This is a genomic window from Nocardiopsis quinghaiensis (genome assembly GCF_008638365.1).
Taxonomy (GTDB): Bacteria; Actinomycetota; Actinomycetes; order Streptosporangiales; family Streptosporangiaceae; genus Nocardiopsis; species Nocardiopsis quinghaiensis.
Genome location: NZ_VWVU01000002.1, coordinates 322,065 through 341,503 on the forward strand (window position 1 = coordinate 322,065; position 19,439 = coordinate 341,503).

The following is a 19,439-nucleotide window of genomic DNA, read 5'->3' on the forward strand; positions in this document are numbered from 1 at the left end:
ATGTCACGGGTTTTGCTGGATTCCTGTTGCCCGGAACGTCACCGGGAAATCCGACCCTGTAGCACATTCCGCTCTGACCAGCGCCGTTTTTCGGCTGTGGGACGGGACACCACGAAGGTTTCCGGAGCTTTATTGTTACCGTTTTGATGCACAAATGAGGCCGAACGGTTGCCCCCTGGAGGGTGTTCCGTCCGGCCCCGGATCGGTTCGGCACGCCGGGCGTCCCGTCACTCCACCGCGCGGCGCGACATCAACACAGGCGTGACCACGCGGTTTCCATGAGCGCGAGTTCCATCCGGCGCTCCTCGCGCTGGCGGGCGCGCAGCTGGCGGGCGGTGAGCCTTCTGTTCTGCACGTAACGCGTCTCGACGTCCATCTGCTCGACCACGCGCATGAGTTCCATCATCGTCATCGGTTTTCGTTCCTCTGGGATCTGTGCGGTTTCGGAGGTCTTCTGTTCGGGCTCTGTCAGGCCGCGACCGGAGCGGGGTTCTTCCGGGGGCGGCCCCTGGGGCGCTTGCGCGCCACGACCTGCCCGGAGACGAGCAGCTGCCCGCCCCAGACGCCCCACGGCTCCCGACGCTCCAGCGCGTCGGTCAGGCACTGCTCCCGGACGGGGCACGCGCCGCAGACGGCCTTGGCCGCCTCGACGTCGGCGGGGGCCTCCGCGAAGAACAGGTCGGGCTCCAGGCGGCAGGGAACCTCGGTGTCGGACAGCCAGGGCGTTTCCAGGACCGACGCAAGCATCGGTGCCCTCCAAGATCTTTGATCGTTTCGTACAACGCGGTCGGTGATGGGTCACCGGATCCGATCCGGTGAGGGACCTGGACTTGCGATGCCGCCGTCCTTCCCTCGTCCCTGGGGGACGAGGAAGCGGACGGAGATACAAAGAAAGCCGCGGCCCCTGTGTCGGGGTCCGCGGCCACGGTCGAAACTCTCGGCCTGTCCTGCTCTAGGCCGGAATCCTCCGTGGACACTCCCCCGGTACGCCGTGGAGGCGCTGGGTGGCTTCTGCGTGCGCCGCCATGGGCTCGCCCCGCTCAAGGGCCAGCCCGGACTCGGCGGACACACCACTGCCGTGACCGGTCCATCCGAGTCGGGACCCCGACAGCGGGAGACGGAGACCGAGGTCCCCGGACCCACCGGTGGTGCCGCCGTCACCGACGCCGGTACCAGTGGTGGCGCGCTCGCCGAAAGCGGCGAGGACGCGCACGCGACCGCTCAGGGCGGCACCCGGAACAGTCGTCAGCGACAGTCGACGCGACGGCATGGCGGAGCCGGCGATGAAGCCGATGGTTTCCGTGATGCTGGTCATGTGATCGGGCACCTCCTTCACAGTCGGGCGACGGGAATCTTCCACCCTCGCCGAGAGCGGTCATTGCGACGGTGTACAGACTATGGCTGCCCCATAAAGAGAGCAACCTATTTTTGACCTGCGGAAACGTCCGCATCCGGCCACGGATTCACGGGAATGGGACGGCCCTTGGGAGCGTTGCCATCCGGCGTCCACGGCCCCGTACGCCCTCGGCCGGACCGGGTGACCGGCCCCGCCGCGCACGCGAGGCCCCGGTCACCGTCGGTGACCGGGGCCTCGCGTGTACCTAACCTCTCAGGTCAGCACACCTAGAGCGGGCCGGGCAGGGCGTCGGACCAACCCTCGGCGTCCACCACGCGGATCAGCCCCTCCTGCATCACCGAGCACACGAGCTCTCCGTCGCGCGTGTACACCAGGCCCCGCGCCAGCCCGCGCGCGCCCTGGGCGCTCGGGGCCTCCTGCGCGTACAGCAGCCACTCGTCGGCGCGGAAGGACCGGTGGAACCACATCGCGTGGTCGAGGCTGGCCATGGAGATACCCGCGAAGGAGCGGCCGTGCCGCAACAGCACGGTGTCCAGCAGGGTCATGTCCGAGGCGTAGGTCATCAGGCACACGTGGGTGAGCCGGTCGTCGGGCAGTTCGCCGTCCACCTTCAGCCACACCGGGTTGTTCTCGGTGCGCAGCCGCGGGTCGCGCTCGGCCTCGTAGGACATCGGGCCCACCGGGCGCAGCTCGATGGGGTGCCAGCGCACGAACCCGGGCACCCTCCCGAACGAGTCACGCAGGCGTTCGCGCGTGCTCGGAAGGTCCTCCGGCGGCGGGACGTCGGGCATCGGGATCTGGTGGTCCAGCCCCGGCTCCTCCTTGTGGAAGGAGGCCGACAGGGTGAAGATCGGCTTGCCGTGCTGGATGGCCACCACACGCCGGGTGGTGAACGAGCGCCCGTCGCGGACCCGGTCCACCTCGTAGACGATCGGCACCGACGGGTCGCCCGGGCGGATGAAGTACGCGTGCAGGGAGTGCACGTAGCGCTCGACCGGGACGGTACGACCCGCCGCCACCAGCGCCTGCCCGGCGACCTGGCCGCCGAAGACCCGCTGCGGGCCCTCCGCGGGGCTGCTGCCCCGGAAGATGTTGTCCTCGATCCGCTCCAGGTCCAACACCGTCAGCAGGTCGGCGAGGGACTGTCCCCGCAACTGCGCGTCGACGCCGTCACTCATCCGTTGCTTCCTCCCCGTTCTCCTCCGCCGATTCGTCCGTGACTTCCGCCGGTTCGGCTCCGGACACCAGCGCGAGTACCGCATCACCGTAGCGATCGAGCTTCACCGCGCCGACACCGGACACGGCCGAGAGCTGGGTGAGGCTCGTGGGCTCCTGCTCGGCGATGGCCTGGAGGGTCGCGTCGGTGAAGATCACGTAGGCGGGCACCTTCTGCTCCTGCGCGCTCTCACGGCGCCAGTCGCGCAGCCGCTCCAGCAGCGCCTCGTCGTAGTTGGACGGGCAGTCCAGACAGCGGCCCAGCTTGCGCTCGGCCGCGTCGGTGAGGGTGGTCCCGCACACCCGGCAGCGGGCCACGCCGCCCTTGCGGCGCTCGGCGCGCCGGGAGGAGGTGGAGGGGGAGGCGGGCCGCAGCCCGTCCAGGAACCGAGAGGGCCTGCGGGTCTTCCTCCCGCCGGGCGAGCGGGCCAGGGACCACGACATCATCAGGCGCTCGCGGGCCCGGGTGACGCCCACGTAGAACAGGCGGCGCTCCTCCTCCACCTGCTCGTCGGTCTCGGCGTAGATGATCGGCATCATGCCCTCGGTGAGGCCGACCAGGAAGACGGCGTCCCACTCCAGGCCCTTGGCCGAGTGCAGGGAGGCGATCGTGACGCCCTCGAATCCCGGCGCGTGCTCGGTGGCCATCCGCATGTCGAGCTCTTCCACGAAGTCGGCCATGGTCACCGGGTGGCCGTCGGGACGCGGCTTGGCGGCCATGTCCTCGGCCAGCTGGGCGAGCGCGGACAGCGACTCCCAGCGCTCGCGGGCCTGGCGGCCCTCGGGCGCGCTCTCGGTCAGGCCGAGCTGGCCGAGCAGCTGGCGGACCGTGCGCACCAGGGGGTCGGCCTCCTCCCCCGCGGCGCCGTGCCGGGCGCCGCGCAGGGTGTGCACGGCCTGCTTGATCTCGGGGCGCTCGAAGAAGCGTGTGGTGCCGCGCATGGTGAACGGCACGCCCTCGTCGGTCAGGGCCTGTTCGTAGGCGGCCGACTGGCCGTTGGTGCGCACCAGCACCGCGATCTCGCTGGCCGGGGTGCCGCCCTCCATCAGGACGCTGACCTTGCGGGCGACCCCGGTGGCCTCGGCGGGCTCGTCCTCGTACTCCTGGTACATCGGGTCGGGGCCCTCGGGTCGCTGCGCCTGGAGGGTCAGGTACCGGGCGGAGGTGGTGCCGCGCGCCTGGGCGATGACGTGGTTGGCCACCCGTACCACCTGGGGGGTGGAGCGGTAGTCGCGTACCAGCTCGACCATGGTGGCGTGCGGGTAGCGCGCGGCGAACCCGGTCAGGTAGCCGGGGGTGGCGCCCGCGAAGGAGTAGATGGTCTGGCTGGGGTCTCCCACCACGCACAGGTCGTCGCGGTCGCCCAGCCAGGCGTCCAGCAGGAGCCGCTGAAGCGGGTTGACGTCCTGGAACTCGTCGACGACGAAGTACCGGTACTGGTCGCGCACGCGCTGGGCGATGGCCGGGTACTCGTTGATCATGCCCGCGGTGAGTTCGAGCATCGACTCGAAGTCGAGCAGGTTGTGCTCGCGGCGCAGGTCCTCGTATGCCTCGAAGACGCGGGCCACCTCACCCGCGGACATCGGGGGCTGGCGGCCCGCCTTGACCACGGCCTTGTCGTAGTCGGTGGGGCGCACCTGGGTGACCTTGGCCCACTCGATCTCGCTGGCCAGGTCGCGCAGGCCGGCGCGGTCGGGCTGCAGGCCGACCGAGTGGGCGGCGCGGGAGACGGCCTGGATCTTGCTCTCGACGAGGGTGGGCTTCTCACCGCCGACGACCTGCGGCCAGAAGAAGGACAGCTGCCGCAGGGCGGCGGCGTGGAAGGTGCGGGCCTGCACGCGTGGGGCGCCCAGGCCGCGCAGGCGGCCGCGCATCTCGCCGGCGGCGCGTGCGGTGAAGGTGACCGCGAGGACCTGCTGTTCGGACACCACCCCGCTGGCGACCGCGTACGCGATGCGGTGGGTGATGGCGCGGGTCTTCCCTGTTCCGGCACCGGCCAGGATGCACACGGGGCCGCGCAGGGCGCGCGCCGCCTGGGTCTGCTCCGGGTCCAGTTCCTCCAGGACGCGGTCGGGGTCCATGGTGCTCCTGCATCGGGTCGGGGCAAATGGGTCGGCGGCCCAGTCTCTCAAGTATCAGCCGTGCCGGGGAGCGGATCGGCCGCGGCGCTCCGCCGAACCGCTGGTCACGCGGCGCACCAGACATTCCAGAACCAGTTGGGCCTGTGAGGCGTCCCACGGTGTGTCGCACGGTCGCGGGAAGCGCTCCGGTCCCCTCGGTGTTGAGATGACCGGATGCACCCACCGACCGTAGACGGAAGAAAGGCGTGAGCGAGATGACGAGCGCTGCGACCGGACAGTTCACGATGTACACCACCCCGTGGTGCGGGTACTGCAAACGGCTCAAGAGCCAGCTCTCCCGTGAGGGGATCACCGGTCACGAGGTGAACATCGAGGAGCACCCGGAGGCCGCGGATCTCGTGATGAGGGCCAACGGAGGGAACCAGACGGTCCCGACGCTGGTCTTCAGCGACGGAGCGGCGATGACCAACCCGTCTCTCGCTCAGGTGAAGCAGAAGCTGGCCGAGTTGTCGTAGGACGGACGCGGGCCGCCGGTCGCGCCCCGGGAGGGGTGCGGCCGCCGCCCCGTCATGGGGCCCGCCTCCGGCGGCGCACCTCCGACGGCGCTCGGGCCTTGGAGGGCTCGAATGATGACGACGGGGAGTGTTGAGTTGGGGGAGGACATGCGGCCTCATGACACAGCGGTCACCGACACGGTGGACGGCGGCGTGATCCGCCGCACCCCGACGGGGTGGCGGGTGGACGGCGGCGAGGAGGTGCCCGACCTGGTGAGCGCGATGGTCCTGGCGGACCTGTTGTCCCGGGAGTCGGGGATCCGGGTCCCACGCGCGCAGGCGCCCGGCCGCGCCCCCGAGGGGGCGTCCGAGGCCGAGCGGCTGCGGCACACCATCGCGCAACTGGAGCACGCCCTGTACTCGCGTGTGGTGGTGGAGCAGGCGATCGGGGTCCTGGCGGAGCGGCACACGATGGAGCCGCGCGAGGCCTTCGAGCGGCTGCGCTCCTCGGCGCGCTCGCGCGGCCGGAAGGTGGCCGAACTGGCGCGGGACGTGGTGGAGAGCAGCACGAGCCCTCTCACCGCCCTGCCCGACGAGCTGGACGCCTCGCCCGGCCCCCGCTGAGGACGGACGCGGCCGGGCCGCCGGGCCGGGGGTCCGGTCGTCGGTCCCGTCACCAGCCGCCGGGGAGTTCGGCGCCGTACCAGTGCTCGATGAGGGTGCGGGCGATCGACACCCGGCCGGGCAGCACGACCTCCTCGGAGTGCACGGCCTCGGCCAGCTCGGAGCGGGTGAACCAGCGGGCGACGGCGATCTCGTCGTCGGTGCACTCGGTCTCACCCACGGCGCGCGCGGTGTAGCCCACCATGAGGCTGCGCGGGAACGGCCAGGGCTGGGACGCCAGGTAGCACGGCCGCTCGACCACGATCCCCACCTCCTCGGCGACCTCGCGGACCACGGCCTGCTCCAGCGACTCCCCCGCGTCGACGAACCCGGCCAGCACGGAGAAGCGGCGGGCGTCCCACCTGGGGTTGTTGCCGAGCAGCATCTCCTCGCGCCCGTCGCGCTCGCGGTGCACCAGCATGATCACCGCCGGGTCCGTCCGGGGGTACTGCTCACTGCCCTCCCTCTCGCACACGCGCACGTGCCCGGCGGCGGCCTGCGCGGTGGGAGAACCGCAGCGGGGACAGAAGCCGTGGGTGGCGTTCCAGTTGGCGAGGGCCACGGCCCGGGTCAGCAGACCGGTGTCGCGGTCACCGAGCAGGGCGCCCACCTCGCGCAGGGACGCGGGCTCGGCCTGCGGCGTGGCGGTCAGCTCCCGTGCGGAGCGCACCGCGAAGTAGACGCGCTCGCCGTCGGTGCCGAGCAGGTAGCGCTCGCCCCCGGGTGCGTCGCGGGGGGTGGTGAACACGAGTCCGCGGGTGGGACCGGTGGTGACCAGTGCCCGGGACTGCTTGGCCATGAGCGCCCGCCAGCCGTGGCTCTCGGGATCGCCGCCCTCCAGGACCAGGACCCGCGTGCCGGGGTCCGCCCACGCCTCGGCCAGCCATGCGTCGTCCAGGCGCCGGTGCGCGGCCGGGTCGACGGAGAAGCGGGACAGGGAGGGAGTCGCGTCAGCGTCCATGGGTCCTTCCGGGGTTCGCGGAGCCGCGGGGCACGGTCCGCACTACAGGGATAGCACCGGTGGCGGCCGTGCGCATCCGGCGTCATCCCAGACCGACGGTACCGAGTTCCTCCCACAGGTAGGCGGCGCTCTCGGCGCCCTTGAGCAGCAGGGGGAGCTCCACCTTCTCGTTGGGTGCGTGGATGCGGTCCTCGTCCAGTCCGACGGCGACGAACACCAGCGGGGTTTCGAGGATGTCGGCGATGTCGGCCTCGGGTCCGCTGCCGCCCTCGCGGGTGAACAGGACCTGCGTGCCGAAGGCGCGCTCCATGGCCGCGCGGGCCGCCTTCAGCGCGGTGGAGGACAGGTCGGAGGCGCAGGCGCGCACGCCGGGACCGCTGAACTCCGTCTCGGCGCGCAGCCCCGCGGGGGTGTTGGCCTCCACGTAGGCGCGGACGCACTCCTGCACGTGCAGCGGCTCCTGGCCGGGGACCAGTCGGAAGCTGACCTTGGCGTGCGCGGAGCGGGGGACGACGGTCTTGCCGCCCGAGCCGGTGTGGCCGCCCCACATGCCGTTGATCTCGGCGGTCGGGCGCAGCCAGATCCGCTCCAGCGTGGTGTACCCCCTCTCACCCCATGTGGCGGTGGAGGCGGCGGTGGCCAGCCACTCGCGCTCGTCGAAGGGCAGCTGGGCGATGAGGTCGCGTTCGGCCTGGCCGGCCTCGACCACCCCGTCATGGAACCCCGGGACGGCGACGCGGTGGTCCTCGTCGTGCAGGCCGGACAGCAGGTCGCCCATGGCCTTGAGCGGGTTGGGGACCGCTCCGCCGAAGGATCCGCTGTGCAGGTCGCGCTCGGGGCCGTACAGGCTGATCTCGACGTCGGTGACGCCGCGCATGCCCACGCACATGGACGGGGTGTCGGCCGCCCACATGGTGGTGTCGGAGATGACGGCGACGTCACAGGCCAGGCGGTCCCTGTTGGTCCGCATCAGCTCGGCGAAGTGCACCGAGCCCGACTCCTCCTCGCCCTCCACGAGCAGCTTGACCGTGACCGGCGGCGCGTCGGCTCCGGAGGCGGCCATGGCGGCGCTCACGCCGAGGGCGTGGAAGAGCACCTGCCCCTTGTCGTCGGAGGCGCCGCGCGCGTGCAGGGAGGTGCCGCGCTCGGTGGGCGTGAACGGGTCGGTCTCCCACTCGGCGACCGGGTCGACGGGCTGGACGTCGTGGTGACCGTAGACGAGCACGGTGGGGGCGGCGGGGTCGGCGGCGGGCCACTCGGCGAACACGGCGGGGAGTCCGGGGGTCTCCCACACCTCGACGGTGGGGAACCCGGTGGCGGTGAGGTGGTTCGCGAGCCACCGCGCGGACCGGTGCACGTCACCGTGGTGCTCGGGGTCGGCGGAGATCGAGGGGATCTCCAGCCACTCCTTGAGGGAGGAGACGAACTCGTCCCTGTGTGCCTCGATATAGGCGCGTGCGTCCATATGACCCGTCCTTTCTCGACGTCCTTGTCGGAATCGAGCCTAGAACCTGGACGAACCGCCGAGGACGCCGCCTCCGTTCCAGACGGAGAAGGCCGGTGGGGAACCTTTTCGGCTGCGGGACACTCGAAGGGCACGGGGCGGGACCAGCCCGCCCGCAGACGAGAGGAATGCCCGTGGACACCGTTCCCGCCGCCCCGATCACCGAGAGGTTCGGGCGGCTCTTCGACGCGCTCGACTCCGACGACGACGGCTTCGTGACCTGGACGGACTACCAGCGGCTCGTGGAGCGCTACGTCCACGGATACGGGCTGGCCCCGCAGGAGCGCCGGGCGCAGGCGGTCCGGGTGTCGTACCAGATGCTCTGGCAGGAGCTGCTGCGCCACTCGGGCGTGGAGGAGGAACGCCTGGGGCGGGAGGCGTTCGTCGGGGCCATGCACGCGGCGGCGGAGGACCGGAGCCGGTTCAACGCCGCCGAGGGCGTGGCCGAGGCGGTGTTCGACCTGCTCGACACCGACGGAGACGACCGGATCAGCCGGGAGGAGTTCCTGCGGTACACGGGCGCCCTCGGCGCGGGGGCCGCCGACGCCGAGGAGCGGTTCGCGGGGGTGGACACCGACGAGGACGGGTTCATCAGCCGCCAGGAGTTCGTGCTCTCGGCACGGGAGTACCTGTTCGGGGACGACACGCGGTCCCCGGGCGGCTTCGTCTTCGGCGTGGTCTGACCCCGGCCCGCCGGGCGTCGGCCCGGTCCGGCCCAGGGCGCGTGGGACGGAAGGGGCGCCGGGACCGGTCCCGGCGCCCCGCCCTCACCCGGGTTCGGGGACGGCCTCGATGAGCGCGGCCAGGCCCTCGGCGTCGAGCAGGTCCGCGGGGCGCACGGTCAGTCCCGCGCGCACGTAGTGGAAGGCGGCGCGCACCTCCTCCAGCTCCGCCCCCGCCAGGTCCGCCCAGGCCAGGCGGTAGGCGGCCAGCTGCACGCCCGCGGCGCGGCGCTCGGCGTCGCCGGAGGGAGGGCGGCCGGTCTTCCAGTCCACCACGTCGTAGCGGCCCGTTCCGGAGTCGTGGAAGACCGCGTCCATACGGCCCCGGATCAGCCGGTCGCCGATGACCGTCTCGAAGGGCACCTCCACCTCCACCGGGACTCGCGAGCCCCACTCGCTCTCCTCGAAGCGGGTCTGGAGCTCGGCGAGGTCCTCGTCCTCCCCCGCGGTCTCGTCCGCGGCGCCGGGCAGCTCGTCCAGCAGGGCGGCGCGCTGGCCGAACCGCTGCTCCAGCCAGGCGTGGAAGGCGGTGCCGCGCCGGGTGTGCGGCGCGGGCGGACGGGGCAGCGGACGCCGGATCTGCCGTGCCAGTGCGGAGGGGTCGCGTGCCAGCCACACCATGGACGACACCGACAGGTGGCCGGGCAGCTCGACCTGGACGACTCCCTCTCCGCTCCTGTCCTCCTCGGCGTGGCGGTGGGCGAGCAGCAGCTCGGTGTCGCGTTCCCACCCCCGCAGGCGGCGGCTCAGCTTGGGCGGCGGCGCGTCCCTCTCCTCCGCGGGGTCGGTCTCCCCCGCGAGCAGGCGGGCGCGGGCGCGCTCGACGAGGTCGGCGCCGGCGAGGATCTCGGCACGGCGGTCGCGCGTACCACCCGGGGCGGCGCCCTCCTCGTCCGGCACGCCGGAACCGGTGTCCTCCTCGGGCGGCCACACGGCCGTGTCGTCCTCTTCCTCCTCGTAGGGGTTGTCGTCGGGGTCGGGCCGGGGCTCCCAGTGCTCGACCCTCCTGGGGCCGCCGTCGCCGCAGGCCTGCTGGATCTCCTCCAGGAACCGCGAGGGCCCGCGCTCGCTCGCGGCGTCGCGCCCCCACCAGTGGCCGGTGCACAGCAGGGCGAAGGAGGCACGGGTGACGGCGACGTAGGCCAGGCGCCGCTCCTCCAGCAGGTGGCGCTCCTGTTCGGCCGCCTTGAACTCGTCGATGCCCTTCTTGTCGACCGCCAGGAGCTCGGGCAGGTTCCGCCGGTCCCCGCGCAGCCGGTAGGGCAGCAGGTGCTCGCCCTTGATCCACATGTCGCCCTCGGACAGGCTCGTGGGGAACAGCGGCGCGTACTTGCCGCCGCTGATACCGGGCACGACCACCACGGGCCACTGCAGTCCCTTGGAGGCGTGCATGGTCATGAGCTTGACGGTGTCGCTGCCGCTGACGCGCTCGCCGGGGGCCAGGCCGCTCTCCCGCTCGGCCGCGGCCCTGAGGTAGCTGAGGAAGCTGCCCAGTGTGGGGTCCTCGCTGTTGCCCGCGAAACGGACCGCGTGGTCGACGAACGCGTCCAGGTCCGCGCGCGCGGACAGCGGGTCGCGACCGATGCGGGCGCCCACCTCGATGTCCAGGCCGAGCATCCGCTCGGTCTCGGTGACCAGGTCGGGCAGCGGCTGGCCGATGAGTTTGCGCAGGATCCGCAGCTCCTCGGCGAGGCGGCCGAGCCGCTCGCGGGCGGCCTCGGAGTAGTTCTCGGCCGGGCCCGGGTCGTCCAGGGCGTCCACCAGACTGCCGCTCTCGGCGGTCAGGTCGAGGACGGTGCGGCGCAGGACGTCGTCCTCGGGTGCCTCGCCGGGGTCGGGCGAGGTGAGGTCGCGCCGGGTGTGGCGGGCCAGCTCCGCGGCGCGGGCGCCGAGCGCGGCGAGGTCGCGCGGCCCGATCCGCCAGCGCGGACCGGTGAGGACGCGGGCGAGCTCGTTGCCCGCGGAGGCGTCGTGGACCACGCGCAGGGTGGCGATGATGTCGCGGACCTCGGGCACCATCATGAGCCCGCCCAGGCCGACGACCTCCACGGGGATCTCGCGCTCCTCCAGGGCCTCGCGCAGCGCCGGGAACTGGGAGCGCTTGCGGCACAGCACGGCGATGTCGCCGGGGCTGATCCCGCCGTCCGCGGCGGCGCCGTGCTCTCCCGGAGGCCAGGGAAGCCCGTCCGGAGCGGTCTCGGCGCCGCCCGGCTCGCCGGGGGCGGCGCGAAGGTACCCCTCGACCTGTTCGGCGATCCACGCGGCCTCGTCCCTCTGGCCGACGAACAGGCCCGTGCGGACGGTACCCCGGCCGCGCCGGGCCGGGCCGGGGTGCAGGACGGGCACCTCGGCGCTCTCGGCGCGCAGGGGTTCGGAGATGTGCTTGGCGACCTCCAGGACGTGTTCGCCGTTGCGGAAGCTGGTGGCCAGGCGGCGCACGGGCGCGGCACGGCCCGGTGCGGCCGGGAAGTCGTTGGGGAAGTTGGTGAGGTTGGCGGCCACGGCCCCCCGCCAGCCGTAGATGGACTGGCAGGGGTCGCCGACGGCGGTGACCGGGTGGCCCTCGCCGAACAGGGCGCGCAGCAGCACGAGCTGGGCGTGGCTGGTGTCCTGGTACTCGTCCAGCAGGACCACGCGGAACCGGCCCCGCTCGATGAGGCCGACCTCCGGGTGGTTCTCGGCGATGCGGGCGGCCAGGGACACCTGGTCGCCGAAGTCCATGGACTCCCGGACGTGCTTGGCGTGCTCGTAGCGCTCCACGAGCGGCAGGAGCTGTTCGCGGCGCAGCTGGGCGTTGAGCAGGTTGCGGGTGGGCACCGCGGGCTTGCGCGGCAGGGCGTCGACGGCCGCCCTCAGCCACCGGCCGATACCGCGCACCTGCTCGGTGGTGGTGAGGTGGTCGGCGATCTGCCCGGACAGGCCCAGGACCCGGCGGGTGACGGTGTCGGCCCCGACCGTGACCAGGTCCATGGGGCCGTCGTACTCACCGACGATCCGGGAGGCCAGCTGCCAGGCCTGGCCCTCGCTGAGCAGGCGGGAGGTGGGCTCGACGGCCTCGCGCAGGGCGTGGTCGGAGACGATGCGCCCGGCGTAGGCGTTGTAGGTGGACACGGTGGGCTCGCCGTCGAACAGCTCCTCGGGCAGCTGCTCGGTGGCGCGCAGCTGCTCCAGGCGCTTGCGCACGCGCTCGGCCAGCTCGGCGGTGGCCTTGCGGGTGAAGGTCAGGCCGAGGACCTGCTCGGGGCGCACGTGGCCGTTGGCCACCAGCCACACCACCCGGGAGGCCATGGTCTCGCTCTTGCCCGATCCCGCGCCCGCGATGACCACGCCGGGTTCCAGGGGGGCGGAGACGACCTGGGACTGCTCGGCGGTGGGTTCGGGCTGGCCGAGGAGGCGGGCGAGTTCCGAGGGGGAGAAGCGGGGATGGGGCTGGAGGCGGGGCCGGGGGTCCGGTTCGGATGGGGAGTGGGGTTGGTGGGGGTGGGTTTCAGACATGTCTGCCCTCGTCCTGGACCGGGCAGCAGGCGCGGACGGCGCACGATCTGCAGCCCTTGTTTCGTGTGGCGGTGAAGCGGGACCCGCCCATACCGGTGGCGACCTCGCGCACCAGGGTTCCGGCCCACCCGGGATCGGGGTCCTCGCCCAGGGGCGGTTGGGGTTGCTCCCGCGCCTCCTTGATCTTCTCTCCGACCTGCACGAGCGAGGCGCCGCCCGGCTCGGTGAGGCCGATCCTGGCGAAGGCGCCCTTGAGGACCGCCATCTGGTAGACGCCGAGCTGTGGGTGGCGGGCCAGGTCGTCGGCCTTGTTCCTGCCGGTCTTGATGTCCACGACCACGGCACGGCCCTCGGCGTCGCGTTCGAGGCGGTCCACGCGGCCGGTGATCTCGATGCCGCCCACGTCCACCCGGAACCCCTCCTCGGTGACGACCAGTTCGCGGTCGTTGGCCGCCTCCCAGTCGACGAGCTTGCGGACCATCGTGTCGGCGCGGTCGCGCTGGGCCCTGGACTGCCAGGGGCCGCCGAAGTCCAGGTCGGCCCAGATCTCGTCCATGCGCCCGCTGATCTCCGCGGGGGTGCTGCCCTGGGCGACCAGGACGGCGACGGCGTGCACGACGGTGCCCAGCGCCGAGGCGGAGTCCCCCGAGGAGGCCCCGGCGGCGCGTTCGAGGAGCCAGCGCAGCTGGCAGTTGGTGAAGCTCTCCACCTGCGAGGGCGAGACACGGATGGTGTCCTCCGCGTCCGCCAGGGGGCGGTCGTCGGTGAAGGGGGTGAGCGCGTACCACTCCGAGGGGTCGGCTCCGCGCACACCCTCCTCGGCCAGGCGGGCCAGGTGGAGGGCGGCGGCGTCACGCAGCGGCTCGGGGGCTCCGGGGTCGGTGACCACCGAGCGCAGGTCGGCGACGAGCGAGGGCAGGGACAGCCAGCGCAGGCCCGTGCTGACGGGCTCGGGGTCGCCGACGCCCATCTCGGTGAGGAAGCGCGAGGGGCGCTCGTCGGTGTCCTCGCCGCCCACTGCGGTCACCACCAGGGTGCGGCGGGCGCGGGTCAGGGCCACGTAGAACAGGCGGCGCTCCTCGTCCAGGAGCTTGGAGGCCAGGGCGGTGCCGGAGGAGTCGGCGGAGTGCACGTCGGAGTCGACGAGCTCCTCCACGCCGAGCAGGGAGCCGCGCAGCCGCAGGTCGGGCCAGTCGCCCTCCTGGGCTCCGGCGACCACGACCAGGCCCCACTCCAGGCCCTTGGCGCGGTGGGCGGTGAGGACGCGCACCGCCTCGCCCTCGGGCGCACGCTCGGCGAGGCTGTCGCCGGGGATCTCCTGGGCGGCGAGGTCCTCCAGGAACCCGGCGGGGCTGCCGGGGGGCAGCCGGTCGCAGTAGCGGGCGGCGCTCTCGAACAGGGCGACCACGGCGTCCAGGTCGCGGTCCGCCGCGGCGCCCCGGCGGCCTCCGGCCAGGCTGTGGCGCAGGAGCCGGTCGGCGAGGCCGCTGCCGCGCCACAGCTCCCACAGGACCTGTTCGGCGTCGGCCCCCCTGGCGGACATGTCCCGGACGGTGCGCAGTGCCTCGGCGACACGGGTGGCGGGCGCCGCGACCTCGGGCTCGACGAGGGTGAGCTCGGCCGGATCGAGCAGGGCGTCCACGAGCAGCCGGGAGCCGGGCCGGTAGGCGGTCTCCTCCCCGGAGGCGGTGCCGTGGGCGCGGTCCAGGTCCAGGCGGCGCAGCGCCCGCACGAGCCTGCGCAGCCGTACCGTGTCGGCCTCGCCGAAGGGGCTGGTGAGCAGTTCCCGCGCGGCGTCCTCGTCCAGCTCCAGCGGGGACAGGCCGTAGCGGATCAGCGCGAGCATGGGCCGGACGATGGGCTCGGCGGCCACGGGGAGGTCGTCGGCACCGACCGCGACGGGGACCGAGGCGGCGGTCAGGGCGCGGCGCAGCACCGGAAGCTGGCGGCTGGAGGAGCGCACCAGCACGGCCATGTCCGACCACGGGACGCCGTCGACCAGGTGGGCACGCCGCAGGATGTCGGCGATGACCGCGGCCTCCTGGGTGGCGCTGTCGGCCAGCAGCACGCGGACCTCGCCCTCGGGGAGGCCCTCGGCCGGGAGCAGTGCGCGGTGCTCGTTGACGTGGCCGTGGGCGGAGGCGACCGCGGGCAGGCGCCGGGTCAGGGCGCGCGAGGCCGACAGCAGGGCCGGGCCGCTGCGGCGGCAGGTACGCAGCGCGACCACGGGGGCCTCGGTGCGCCGCGCGGTCGGGAAGCGGTGCGGGAAGTCCAGGATGTTGTGGACCTCGGCACCCCGGAAGGCGTAGATGGACTGGTCCGGGTCGCCGACCGCGACCAGGTCCCGGCCGTCCCCGGCCAGTGCGCGCAGGAGCTCCTCCTGCGCGGGGTCGGTGTCCTGGTACTCGTCGACGAACACGGTCTCGTGGGCGGCGCGCTCGCGTGCCTGGACCTCGGGGTCGGAGAGCAGGTTCGCGGCGACCCGCACCAGTTCGGCGTAGTTGAGCGTGGGCACGGGCGCGATGTCGAACCGGCCGGTGTAGCGGTCCAGGAACCCGGCGGCCGCGACCCAGTCGTCTCGTTCGCGCTCGCGGCCCAGCCGCTCCAGGTCGGCCGGGCCCATGCCGCGTTCCTGGGCGCGCATGAGGAAGTCACGGAGTTCCTCGGCGAACCCGCGGGTCTCCAGGGCGGGACGCAGGCGCTCGGGCCAGTCCCCGGCGCCGTCCAGGGCCTCGCCGGTGAGGAGTTCGCGGACCTCCATCAGCTGCTCGGGTCCCGAGAGCAGGCGCGGCGGCAGGTCGCCCAGGCGCTGGAACTCTCGTCGGATCAGGGCGTAGGCGTAGCTGTGGAAGGTCAGGGCCAGTGGTTCGCGGGTGGTGCGGCGCAGCCGTGCGGTGATGCGCTCGCGCAGTTCCTGGGCGGCCTTGCGGCTGAAGGTGAGCACCAGAACGCGTGAGGGGTCCACGCCGCGGTGGTCGATGCGGTCGACGACGGCCTCGACGATGGTGGTGGTCTTGCCGGTGCCGGGCCCGGCCAGCACCAGGAGGGGGCCGCCCCCGTGTTCGACCACGCGCCGCTGGTTGTCGTCCAGCACCGGCGGCGGCTGCACCTGGTGGGCGCGCCGCACGAGACGGTACGGAGATGTGTTCACCCCACCAGTTCACCAGAGGATGGCGACCATCCCGCACGCCATCCGTGCCACAGGGGCTTCCTCAGCTCGCGTCTCCCCCGTCCCACCGGGCCCGCCGCATGTCCACACGGTCGCTCCCCGGGCGCATCGGGGTGCCCTCCGCCGCGTAGTGGGACAGCGCGCGGACCTCGTGTCCGGAGGCCGGGCGCCCGTCCGCGCGCACCACGCGCCACCAGGGCACTCCTCCGCCCCAGGAGGACATGACCGAGCCGACCTGGCGGGGCCCTCCCCTGCCGACGTACTCGGCGATGTCGCCGTAGGCCATCACCCGTCCGGGCGGAATCCGCTCGACCAGCGCCAGGACACCCTCGGCGTAGTCGTCGGGTCCGCCCTCCTCGTCCGTGAACACCCCCGCAGCGTAGCGTCGGCCGCCGACGGAGGGCCGCCGACGGGAACGGGGCCGCCCCGCGTGAGCGGAGGCGGCCCCGGAGGGACTCGGTCGTCGGGTCAGTTGTGGACCTGGTAGGCCTGTGGGCTCCAGGCGAGCTCCGGGTCGCGCTTGCGCGCCTGACGCGCCCTCGTCAGGCCGAACGCCCCCAGCGCGGCGATGCCCACGCCGAGGATCCACGCCGTCCAGGCGGCGGCGGTGAGGTCCGTGAAACCCAGCACCCACGGCAGGACGAACGTCAGGACACCGATCCCGAGGATTCCCGCCTCGCCCGACAGCGCTCCCGGACGGGTGATGGAGACGACCGCGGCCACGATGACCCCCAGGCCGAGGACGAGCATCGCGCCCCCGCCGAAGCCGTACATTCCGTGCCAGATCCAGCTCAATGCCAGGGCCAGGCCGGCGAGGATCGCCGCCCAGTCCGCCCAGCGTCCCTTCCATCGCATGGAGCACCTCCCAGCGTCAGGGCTGCCGCCGACGGTCGGTCGGCGGCCTCTGGGCGGACCCCTACCCAGTCACGGCTCCGGGCAGGCACGGGAGGGCGCAGCGGCGTGGGGCGGCGCCGGGAGGGATCTCCCGGCGCCGCCCCACGAACGGAGACGACGTCCCTCCGCCTAGTAGGCGGGCAGGCTCGGGTCGACCTGGTTGACCCAGGCCAGGACGCCGCCGCCCACGTGGACGGCGTCGGAGAACCCGGCCGCGTGCACCGCCGCCAGCGCCTCGGCCGAGCGCACGCCCGACTTGCAGTGCAGGACGATGCGCTTGTCCTGGGGCAGCTGCTCGAACGCCTTGCCGTTGAGGAACTCGCCCTTGGGGATGAGCGTGGCCCCCGGGATGTTGACGATCTCGTACTCGTTCTTCTCCCGGACGTCCACGAGGAAGACGTCCTCGGGCTTGTTGTCCAGCAGTTCCTTGAGCTCGCCCGCGGTGATCGTGGCACCGGCGGCGGCATCGGTGGCCTCCTCCGACACGGCTCCGCAGAACGCCTCGTAGTCGATGAGCTCGGTGACCGGCTCGGTGTCGGGGTCCTTGCGGACCTTGACCTCGCGCCAGCTCATCTCCAGGGCGTCGAAGACGAGCAGGCGGCCCACCAGGGGATCACCGATGCCGGTGATCAGCTTGATGGCCTCGTTGACCATGACCGAGCCGATGGAGGCGCACAGCACGCCCAGGACGCCGCCCTCGGCGCAGGAGGGCACCATGCCGGGCGGCGGGGGCTCGGGGTACAGGTCGCGGTACTGGGGCCCGTGCTCGTTCCAGAAGACGCTGACCTGGCCGTCGAAGCGGTAGATGGAGCCCCACACGTACGGCTTGTCCAGGATGACGCAGGCGTCGTTGACCAGGTAGCGGGTCGCGAAGTTGTCGGTCCCGTCCAGGACCAGGTCGTAGTCGGCGAAGACCTCCAACGCGTTGTCCGACTCCAGTCGCTCCTGGTGCAGGACCACGCGGGTGTTGGGGTTCACCTCCTTGACGCTGTCCCGGGCGGACTCGGCCTTGGGACGGCCGACGTCGCTCTGTCCGTGGATGATCTGGCGCTGGAGGTTGGACTCGTCCACGACGTCGAAGTCGATGATGCCGAGCGTGCCCACCCCCGCGGCGGCCAGGTAGAGCAGCGCCGGAGAGCCCAGGCCGCCCGCGCCGACGACCAGGACCTTGGCGTTCTTCAGGCGCTTCTGCCCGCTCATACCCACGTCGGGGATGATCAGGTGGCGCGAGTATCGGCGCACCTCGTCCACGGTCAGCTCGTCAGCTGGTTCCACCAGCGGCGGCAGCGACACGGTGACTCCTCATGTCTGTTCGGTTGCTTCACACCGCCCGTACCAAGGGATCACCGGGCGAGGGGACGGAGGGCGCGAAGCGTGCTTGCACTCATACCCAACCTAACGGGTGGGGTTTTCCATTCCCACCCCCGGGAGGTGTGGGGGCACACACGCGCTCACGCACGTCCTCCCCACGGCAACCAACACCGGCCGTGAGTTCATCCCGGTGGGGCCGGCGTACCGTGCCGGGCGGTGGGTAGTGGTCGCTTGTACGGTCGGCGACGACGTTGGGAGGCCCCTGTGGCACAGGAGAACCGTTCCGCGAGACGACGCCCGGACGCCAACGAGCCCCCCGCCTCCGAGGCGCCGGAGACCGAGGTGGTCGAGGTGTCCGAGGCCGACGCGGCCGAGCAGCGCACGCCGGCGGGGGACGAGGACGCCGGGAGCGGATGGGACGCCCCGTCGCCGGAGAGCTTCGAGCAGGCCGCCGAGGCGGACGTGGTGGAGCAGGCGCTCGACGTCGGCGACGATGACGACGAGCGGCGGTGACCGTGTCCGGTCCGTTCTCCGCTTTTCTCCGGACATATCCCGTGGCCGTCGGTCACGCCCCCGACCGCCTGTTCCGTGGGTGTTCCGGTCGGGCCGCGCGACCCCGGGTCGTACCTCGCCCTGCCCGGGAGGAACCTACGCCGGAGTAAGATGGGGGAGAAAGCCGTGGAACGCGCCGACCGGAGGCGTTCGACGGCACTAGCCACGCAGATGTCCGGTGATGGCGTGCATCTGCCATGCCGAGTTCGGAGGGTGTGGGTGTGACAGCTCCTTCAGACGCCCGCGCCCGGGGCACCCGCTTGCCCCGGGTCAGGCGCCGCCGCCAGCTCCTGGCCGCGGCACAGGAGGTCTTCGTCGCGCGTGGGTACCACGCGGCGGCGATGGACGAGATCGCCGACCGCGCCGGGGTCAGCAAGCCCGTGCTCTACCAGCACTTCCCAGGCAAACTGGAGCTGTACCTGGCCCTGCTCGAGGAGCACTCCGAGGTGCTGGTCGAGAAGCAGCGGGAGGCCCTGGAGAGCACCGACGACAACCGCCAGCGCGTCATCGCGAGCTTTCGCGCCTACTTCGACTTCGTCGCGGGCGACGGCGAGGCCTTCCGTCTGGTGTTCGAGTCCGACCTGCGCAACCTGCCCGCCGTGCGGGAGAAGAGCGAGGAGACCTTCCAGCGCTGCGCCGAGCTGATCGGCGCGGTGATCCGGCAGGACACCAGCATCTCCGACGAGGAGGCGCACCTGCTGAGCATCGGGCTGGTCGGCATGGCCGAGACCAGCGCCCGGTACTGGCTCAACAACCACGGCTCCGTTCCCAAGGGCGCCGCGGAGCAGCTGGTGGCCCGCCTGGCCTGGCGCGGGATCAGCGGCTGGGACCTGCACCGCGCGGCCGAGGAACAGGACTGAACCCCTTCCCGTGAAAGGACCCCCGGAGCGCGTTCGGCGCCCGGGGGTCCTTTCGTCACGGAACGAGGGAAACATCCACCCATCATTTCGTAAGGAATTCCCAAAGAAACAGCAATCGCCCCAACCCGTGTGGGACAGGCGATTCAATTGCCGCCCTCCG

At 72.5% G+C, this 19,439-nt stretch carries 17 protein-coding genes; 5 read left to right on the forward strand and 12 right to left on the reverse strand.

The features are described from left to right. Positions 1–250 precede the first annotated feature (250 nt). From FYX01_RS26065 to FYX01_RS08285, 5 genes are all read right to left on the reverse strand, one after another. On the reverse strand, positions 251–412 hold the full coding sequence (locus FYX01_RS26065) for a hypothetical protein (protein ID WP_190394226.1): 162 nt from the start codon (positions 410–412) through the stop codon (positions 251–253). Positions 413–468: 56 nt separating this feature from the next. Next, positions 469–747 carry a WhiB family transcriptional regulator gene (locus FYX01_RS08270; RefSeq protein WP_150239210.1) on the reverse strand — a complete coding sequence of 93 codons (279 nt, stop codon included), beginning with the start codon at positions 745–747 and terminating at the stop codon, positions 469–471. Between the two features lie 205 nt (positions 748–952). Beyond that, a complete protein-coding gene (locus FYX01_RS08275) occupies positions 953–1,315 on the reverse strand; it encodes a hypothetical protein (protein ID WP_150239212.1) in 363 nt (120 codons plus the stop codon). Positions 1,316–1,623: 308 nt separating this feature from the next. Next, positions 1,624–2,535, reverse strand: coding sequence for an acyl-CoA thioesterase II (gene tesB, locus FYX01_RS08280; protein ID WP_150239214.1), 912 nt, complete (start codon positions 2,533–2,535; stop codon positions 1,624–1,626). Continuing rightward, entirely contained in the window at positions 2,528–4,654 is a 2,127-nt protein-coding gene (locus FYX01_RS08285) for an ATP-dependent DNA helicase UvrD2 (protein ID WP_150239216.1), read from the reverse strand. Before FYX01_RS08285 ends, tesB begins: the two co-directional genes overlap by 8 nt. A 254-nt stretch (positions 4,655–4,908) precedes the next feature. On the opposite strand from FYX01_RS08285, the gene FYX01_RS08290 reads away from it, so the two are divergent. Next, positions 4,909–5,169: a mycoredoxin gene (locus tag FYX01_RS08290; RefSeq protein WP_150239429.1), complete on the forward strand. Its 261-nt coding sequence runs from the start codon at positions 4,909–4,911 to the stop codon at positions 5,167–5,169. Positions 5,170–5,316: 147 nt separating this feature from the next. Further along, positions 5,317–5,772, forward strand: coding sequence for an ANTAR domain-containing protein (locus FYX01_RS08295; RefSeq protein WP_223830351.1), 456 nt, complete (start codon positions 5,317–5,319; stop codon positions 5,770–5,772). Between the two features lie 49 nt (positions 5,773–5,821). Here the strand turns inward: FYX01_RS08295 and nudC are convergent, their stop codons facing one another. After that, positions 5,822–6,772, reverse strand: coding sequence for an NAD(+) diphosphatase (gene nudC / locus FYX01_RS08300; RefSeq protein WP_150239218.1), 951 nt, complete (start codon positions 6,770–6,772; stop codon positions 5,822–5,824). Between the two features lie 82 nt (positions 6,773–6,854). Then, complete coding sequence (locus FYX01_RS08305; protein WP_150239220.1) at positions 6,855–8,237, reverse strand: dipeptidase; 1,383 nt, start codon at positions 8,235–8,237, stop codon at positions 6,855–6,857. Between the two features lie 167 nt (positions 8,238–8,404). On the opposite strand from FYX01_RS08305, the gene FYX01_RS08310 reads away from it, so the two are divergent. Next, complete coding sequence (locus tag FYX01_RS08310; RefSeq protein WP_150239222.1) at positions 8,405–8,959, forward strand: EF-hand domain-containing protein; 555 nt, start codon at positions 8,405–8,407, stop codon at positions 8,957–8,959. Positions 8,960–9,043: 84 nt separating this feature from the next. On the opposite strand, the gene FYX01_RS08315 is transcribed toward FYX01_RS08310, so the two are convergent. From FYX01_RS08315 to moeZ, 5 genes are all read right to left on the reverse strand, one after another. Continuing rightward, positions 9,044–12,493, reverse strand: a complete 3,450-nt coding sequence (locus FYX01_RS08315) for an ATP-dependent helicase (RefSeq protein ID WP_150239225.1) — start codon at positions 12,491–12,493, stop codon at positions 9,044–9,046. Continuing rightward, positions 12,486–15,620: an ATP-dependent helicase gene (locus FYX01_RS08320; RefSeq protein WP_190394240.1), complete on the reverse strand. Its 3,135-nt coding sequence runs from the start codon at positions 15,618–15,620 to the stop codon at positions 12,486–12,488. Before FYX01_RS08320 ends, FYX01_RS08315 begins: the two co-directional genes overlap by 8 nt. An 85-nt stretch (positions 15,621–15,705) precedes the next feature. Then, a complete protein-coding gene (locus tag FYX01_RS08325; protein WP_150239229.1) occupies positions 15,706–16,032 on the reverse strand; it encodes an MGMT family protein in 327 nt (108 codons plus the stop codon). A gap of 98 nt (positions 16,033–16,130) precedes the next feature. Beyond that, positions 16,131–16,517 (reverse strand): SPW repeat protein, encoded by a 387-nt coding sequence (locus tag FYX01_RS08330; RefSeq protein WP_150239231.1) that lies wholly within the window; start codon positions 16,515–16,517, stop codon positions 16,131–16,133. A 168-nt stretch (positions 16,518–16,685) separates the two neighbouring features. Next, positions 16,686–17,849, reverse strand: coding sequence for an adenylyltransferase/sulfurtransferase MoeZ (moeZ, locus tag FYX01_RS08335; RefSeq protein ID WP_150239233.1), 1,164 nt, complete (start codon positions 17,847–17,849; stop codon positions 16,686–16,688). A gap of 282 nt (positions 17,850–18,131) precedes the next feature. Here moeZ and FYX01_RS08340 point away from each other — a divergent pair, with 282 nt between their 5' ends. Further along, entirely contained in the window at positions 18,132–18,380 is a 249-nt protein-coding gene (locus FYX01_RS08340; protein ID WP_150239235.1) for a hypothetical protein, read from the forward strand. Positions 18,381–18,640: 260 nt separating this feature from the next. Next, on the forward strand, positions 18,641–19,279 hold the full coding sequence (locus FYX01_RS08345; RefSeq protein ID WP_150239237.1) for a TetR/AcrR family transcriptional regulator: 639 nt from the start codon (positions 18,641–18,643) through the stop codon (positions 19,277–19,279). Positions 19,280–19,439 lie beyond the last annotated feature (160 nt).

Coding starts and splice junctions, on each gene's coding strand:
- FYX01_RS26065 (WP_190394226.1), bottom strand. CDS start 412: ATGACGATGATGGAACTCATGCGCGTGGTCGAGCAGATGGACGTCGAG.
- FYX01_RS08270 (WP_150239210.1), bottom strand. CDS start 747: ATGCTTGCGTCGGTCCTGGAAACGCCCTGGCTGTCCGACACCGAGGTT.
- FYX01_RS08275 (WP_150239212.1), bottom strand. CDS start 1,315: ATGACCAGCATCACGGAAACCATCGGCTTCATCGCCGGCTCCGCCATG.
- tesB (WP_150239214.1), bottom strand. CDS start 2,535: ATGAGTGACGGCGTCGACGCGCAGTTGCGGGGACAGTCCCTCGCCGAC.
- FYX01_RS08285 (WP_150239216.1), bottom strand. CDS start 4,654: ATGGACCCCGACCGCGTCCTGGAGGAACTGGACCCGGAGCAGACCCAG.
- FYX01_RS08290 (WP_150239429.1), top strand. CDS start 4,909: ATGACGAGCGCTGCGACCGGACAGTTCACGATGTACACCACCCCGTGG.
- FYX01_RS08295 (WP_223830351.1), top strand. CDS start 5,317: ATGCGGCCTCATGACACAGCGGTCACCGACACGGTGGACGGCGGCGTG.
- nudC (WP_150239218.1), bottom strand. CDS start 6,772: ATGGACGCTGACGCGACTCCCTCCCTGTCCCGCTTCTCCGTCGACCCG.
- FYX01_RS08305 (WP_150239220.1), bottom strand. CDS start 8,237: ATGGACGCACGCGCCTATATCGAGGCACACAGGGACGAGTTCGTCTCC.
- FYX01_RS08310 (WP_150239222.1), top strand. CDS start 8,405: ATGCCCGTGGACACCGTTCCCGCCGCCCCGATCACCGAGAGGTTCGGG.
- FYX01_RS08315 (WP_150239225.1), bottom strand. CDS start 12,493: ATGTCTGAAACCCACCCCCACCAACCCCACTCCCCATCCGAACCGGAC.
- FYX01_RS08330 (WP_150239231.1), bottom strand. CDS start 16,517: ATGCGATGGAAGGGACGCTGGGCGGACTGGGCGGCGATCCTCGCCGGC.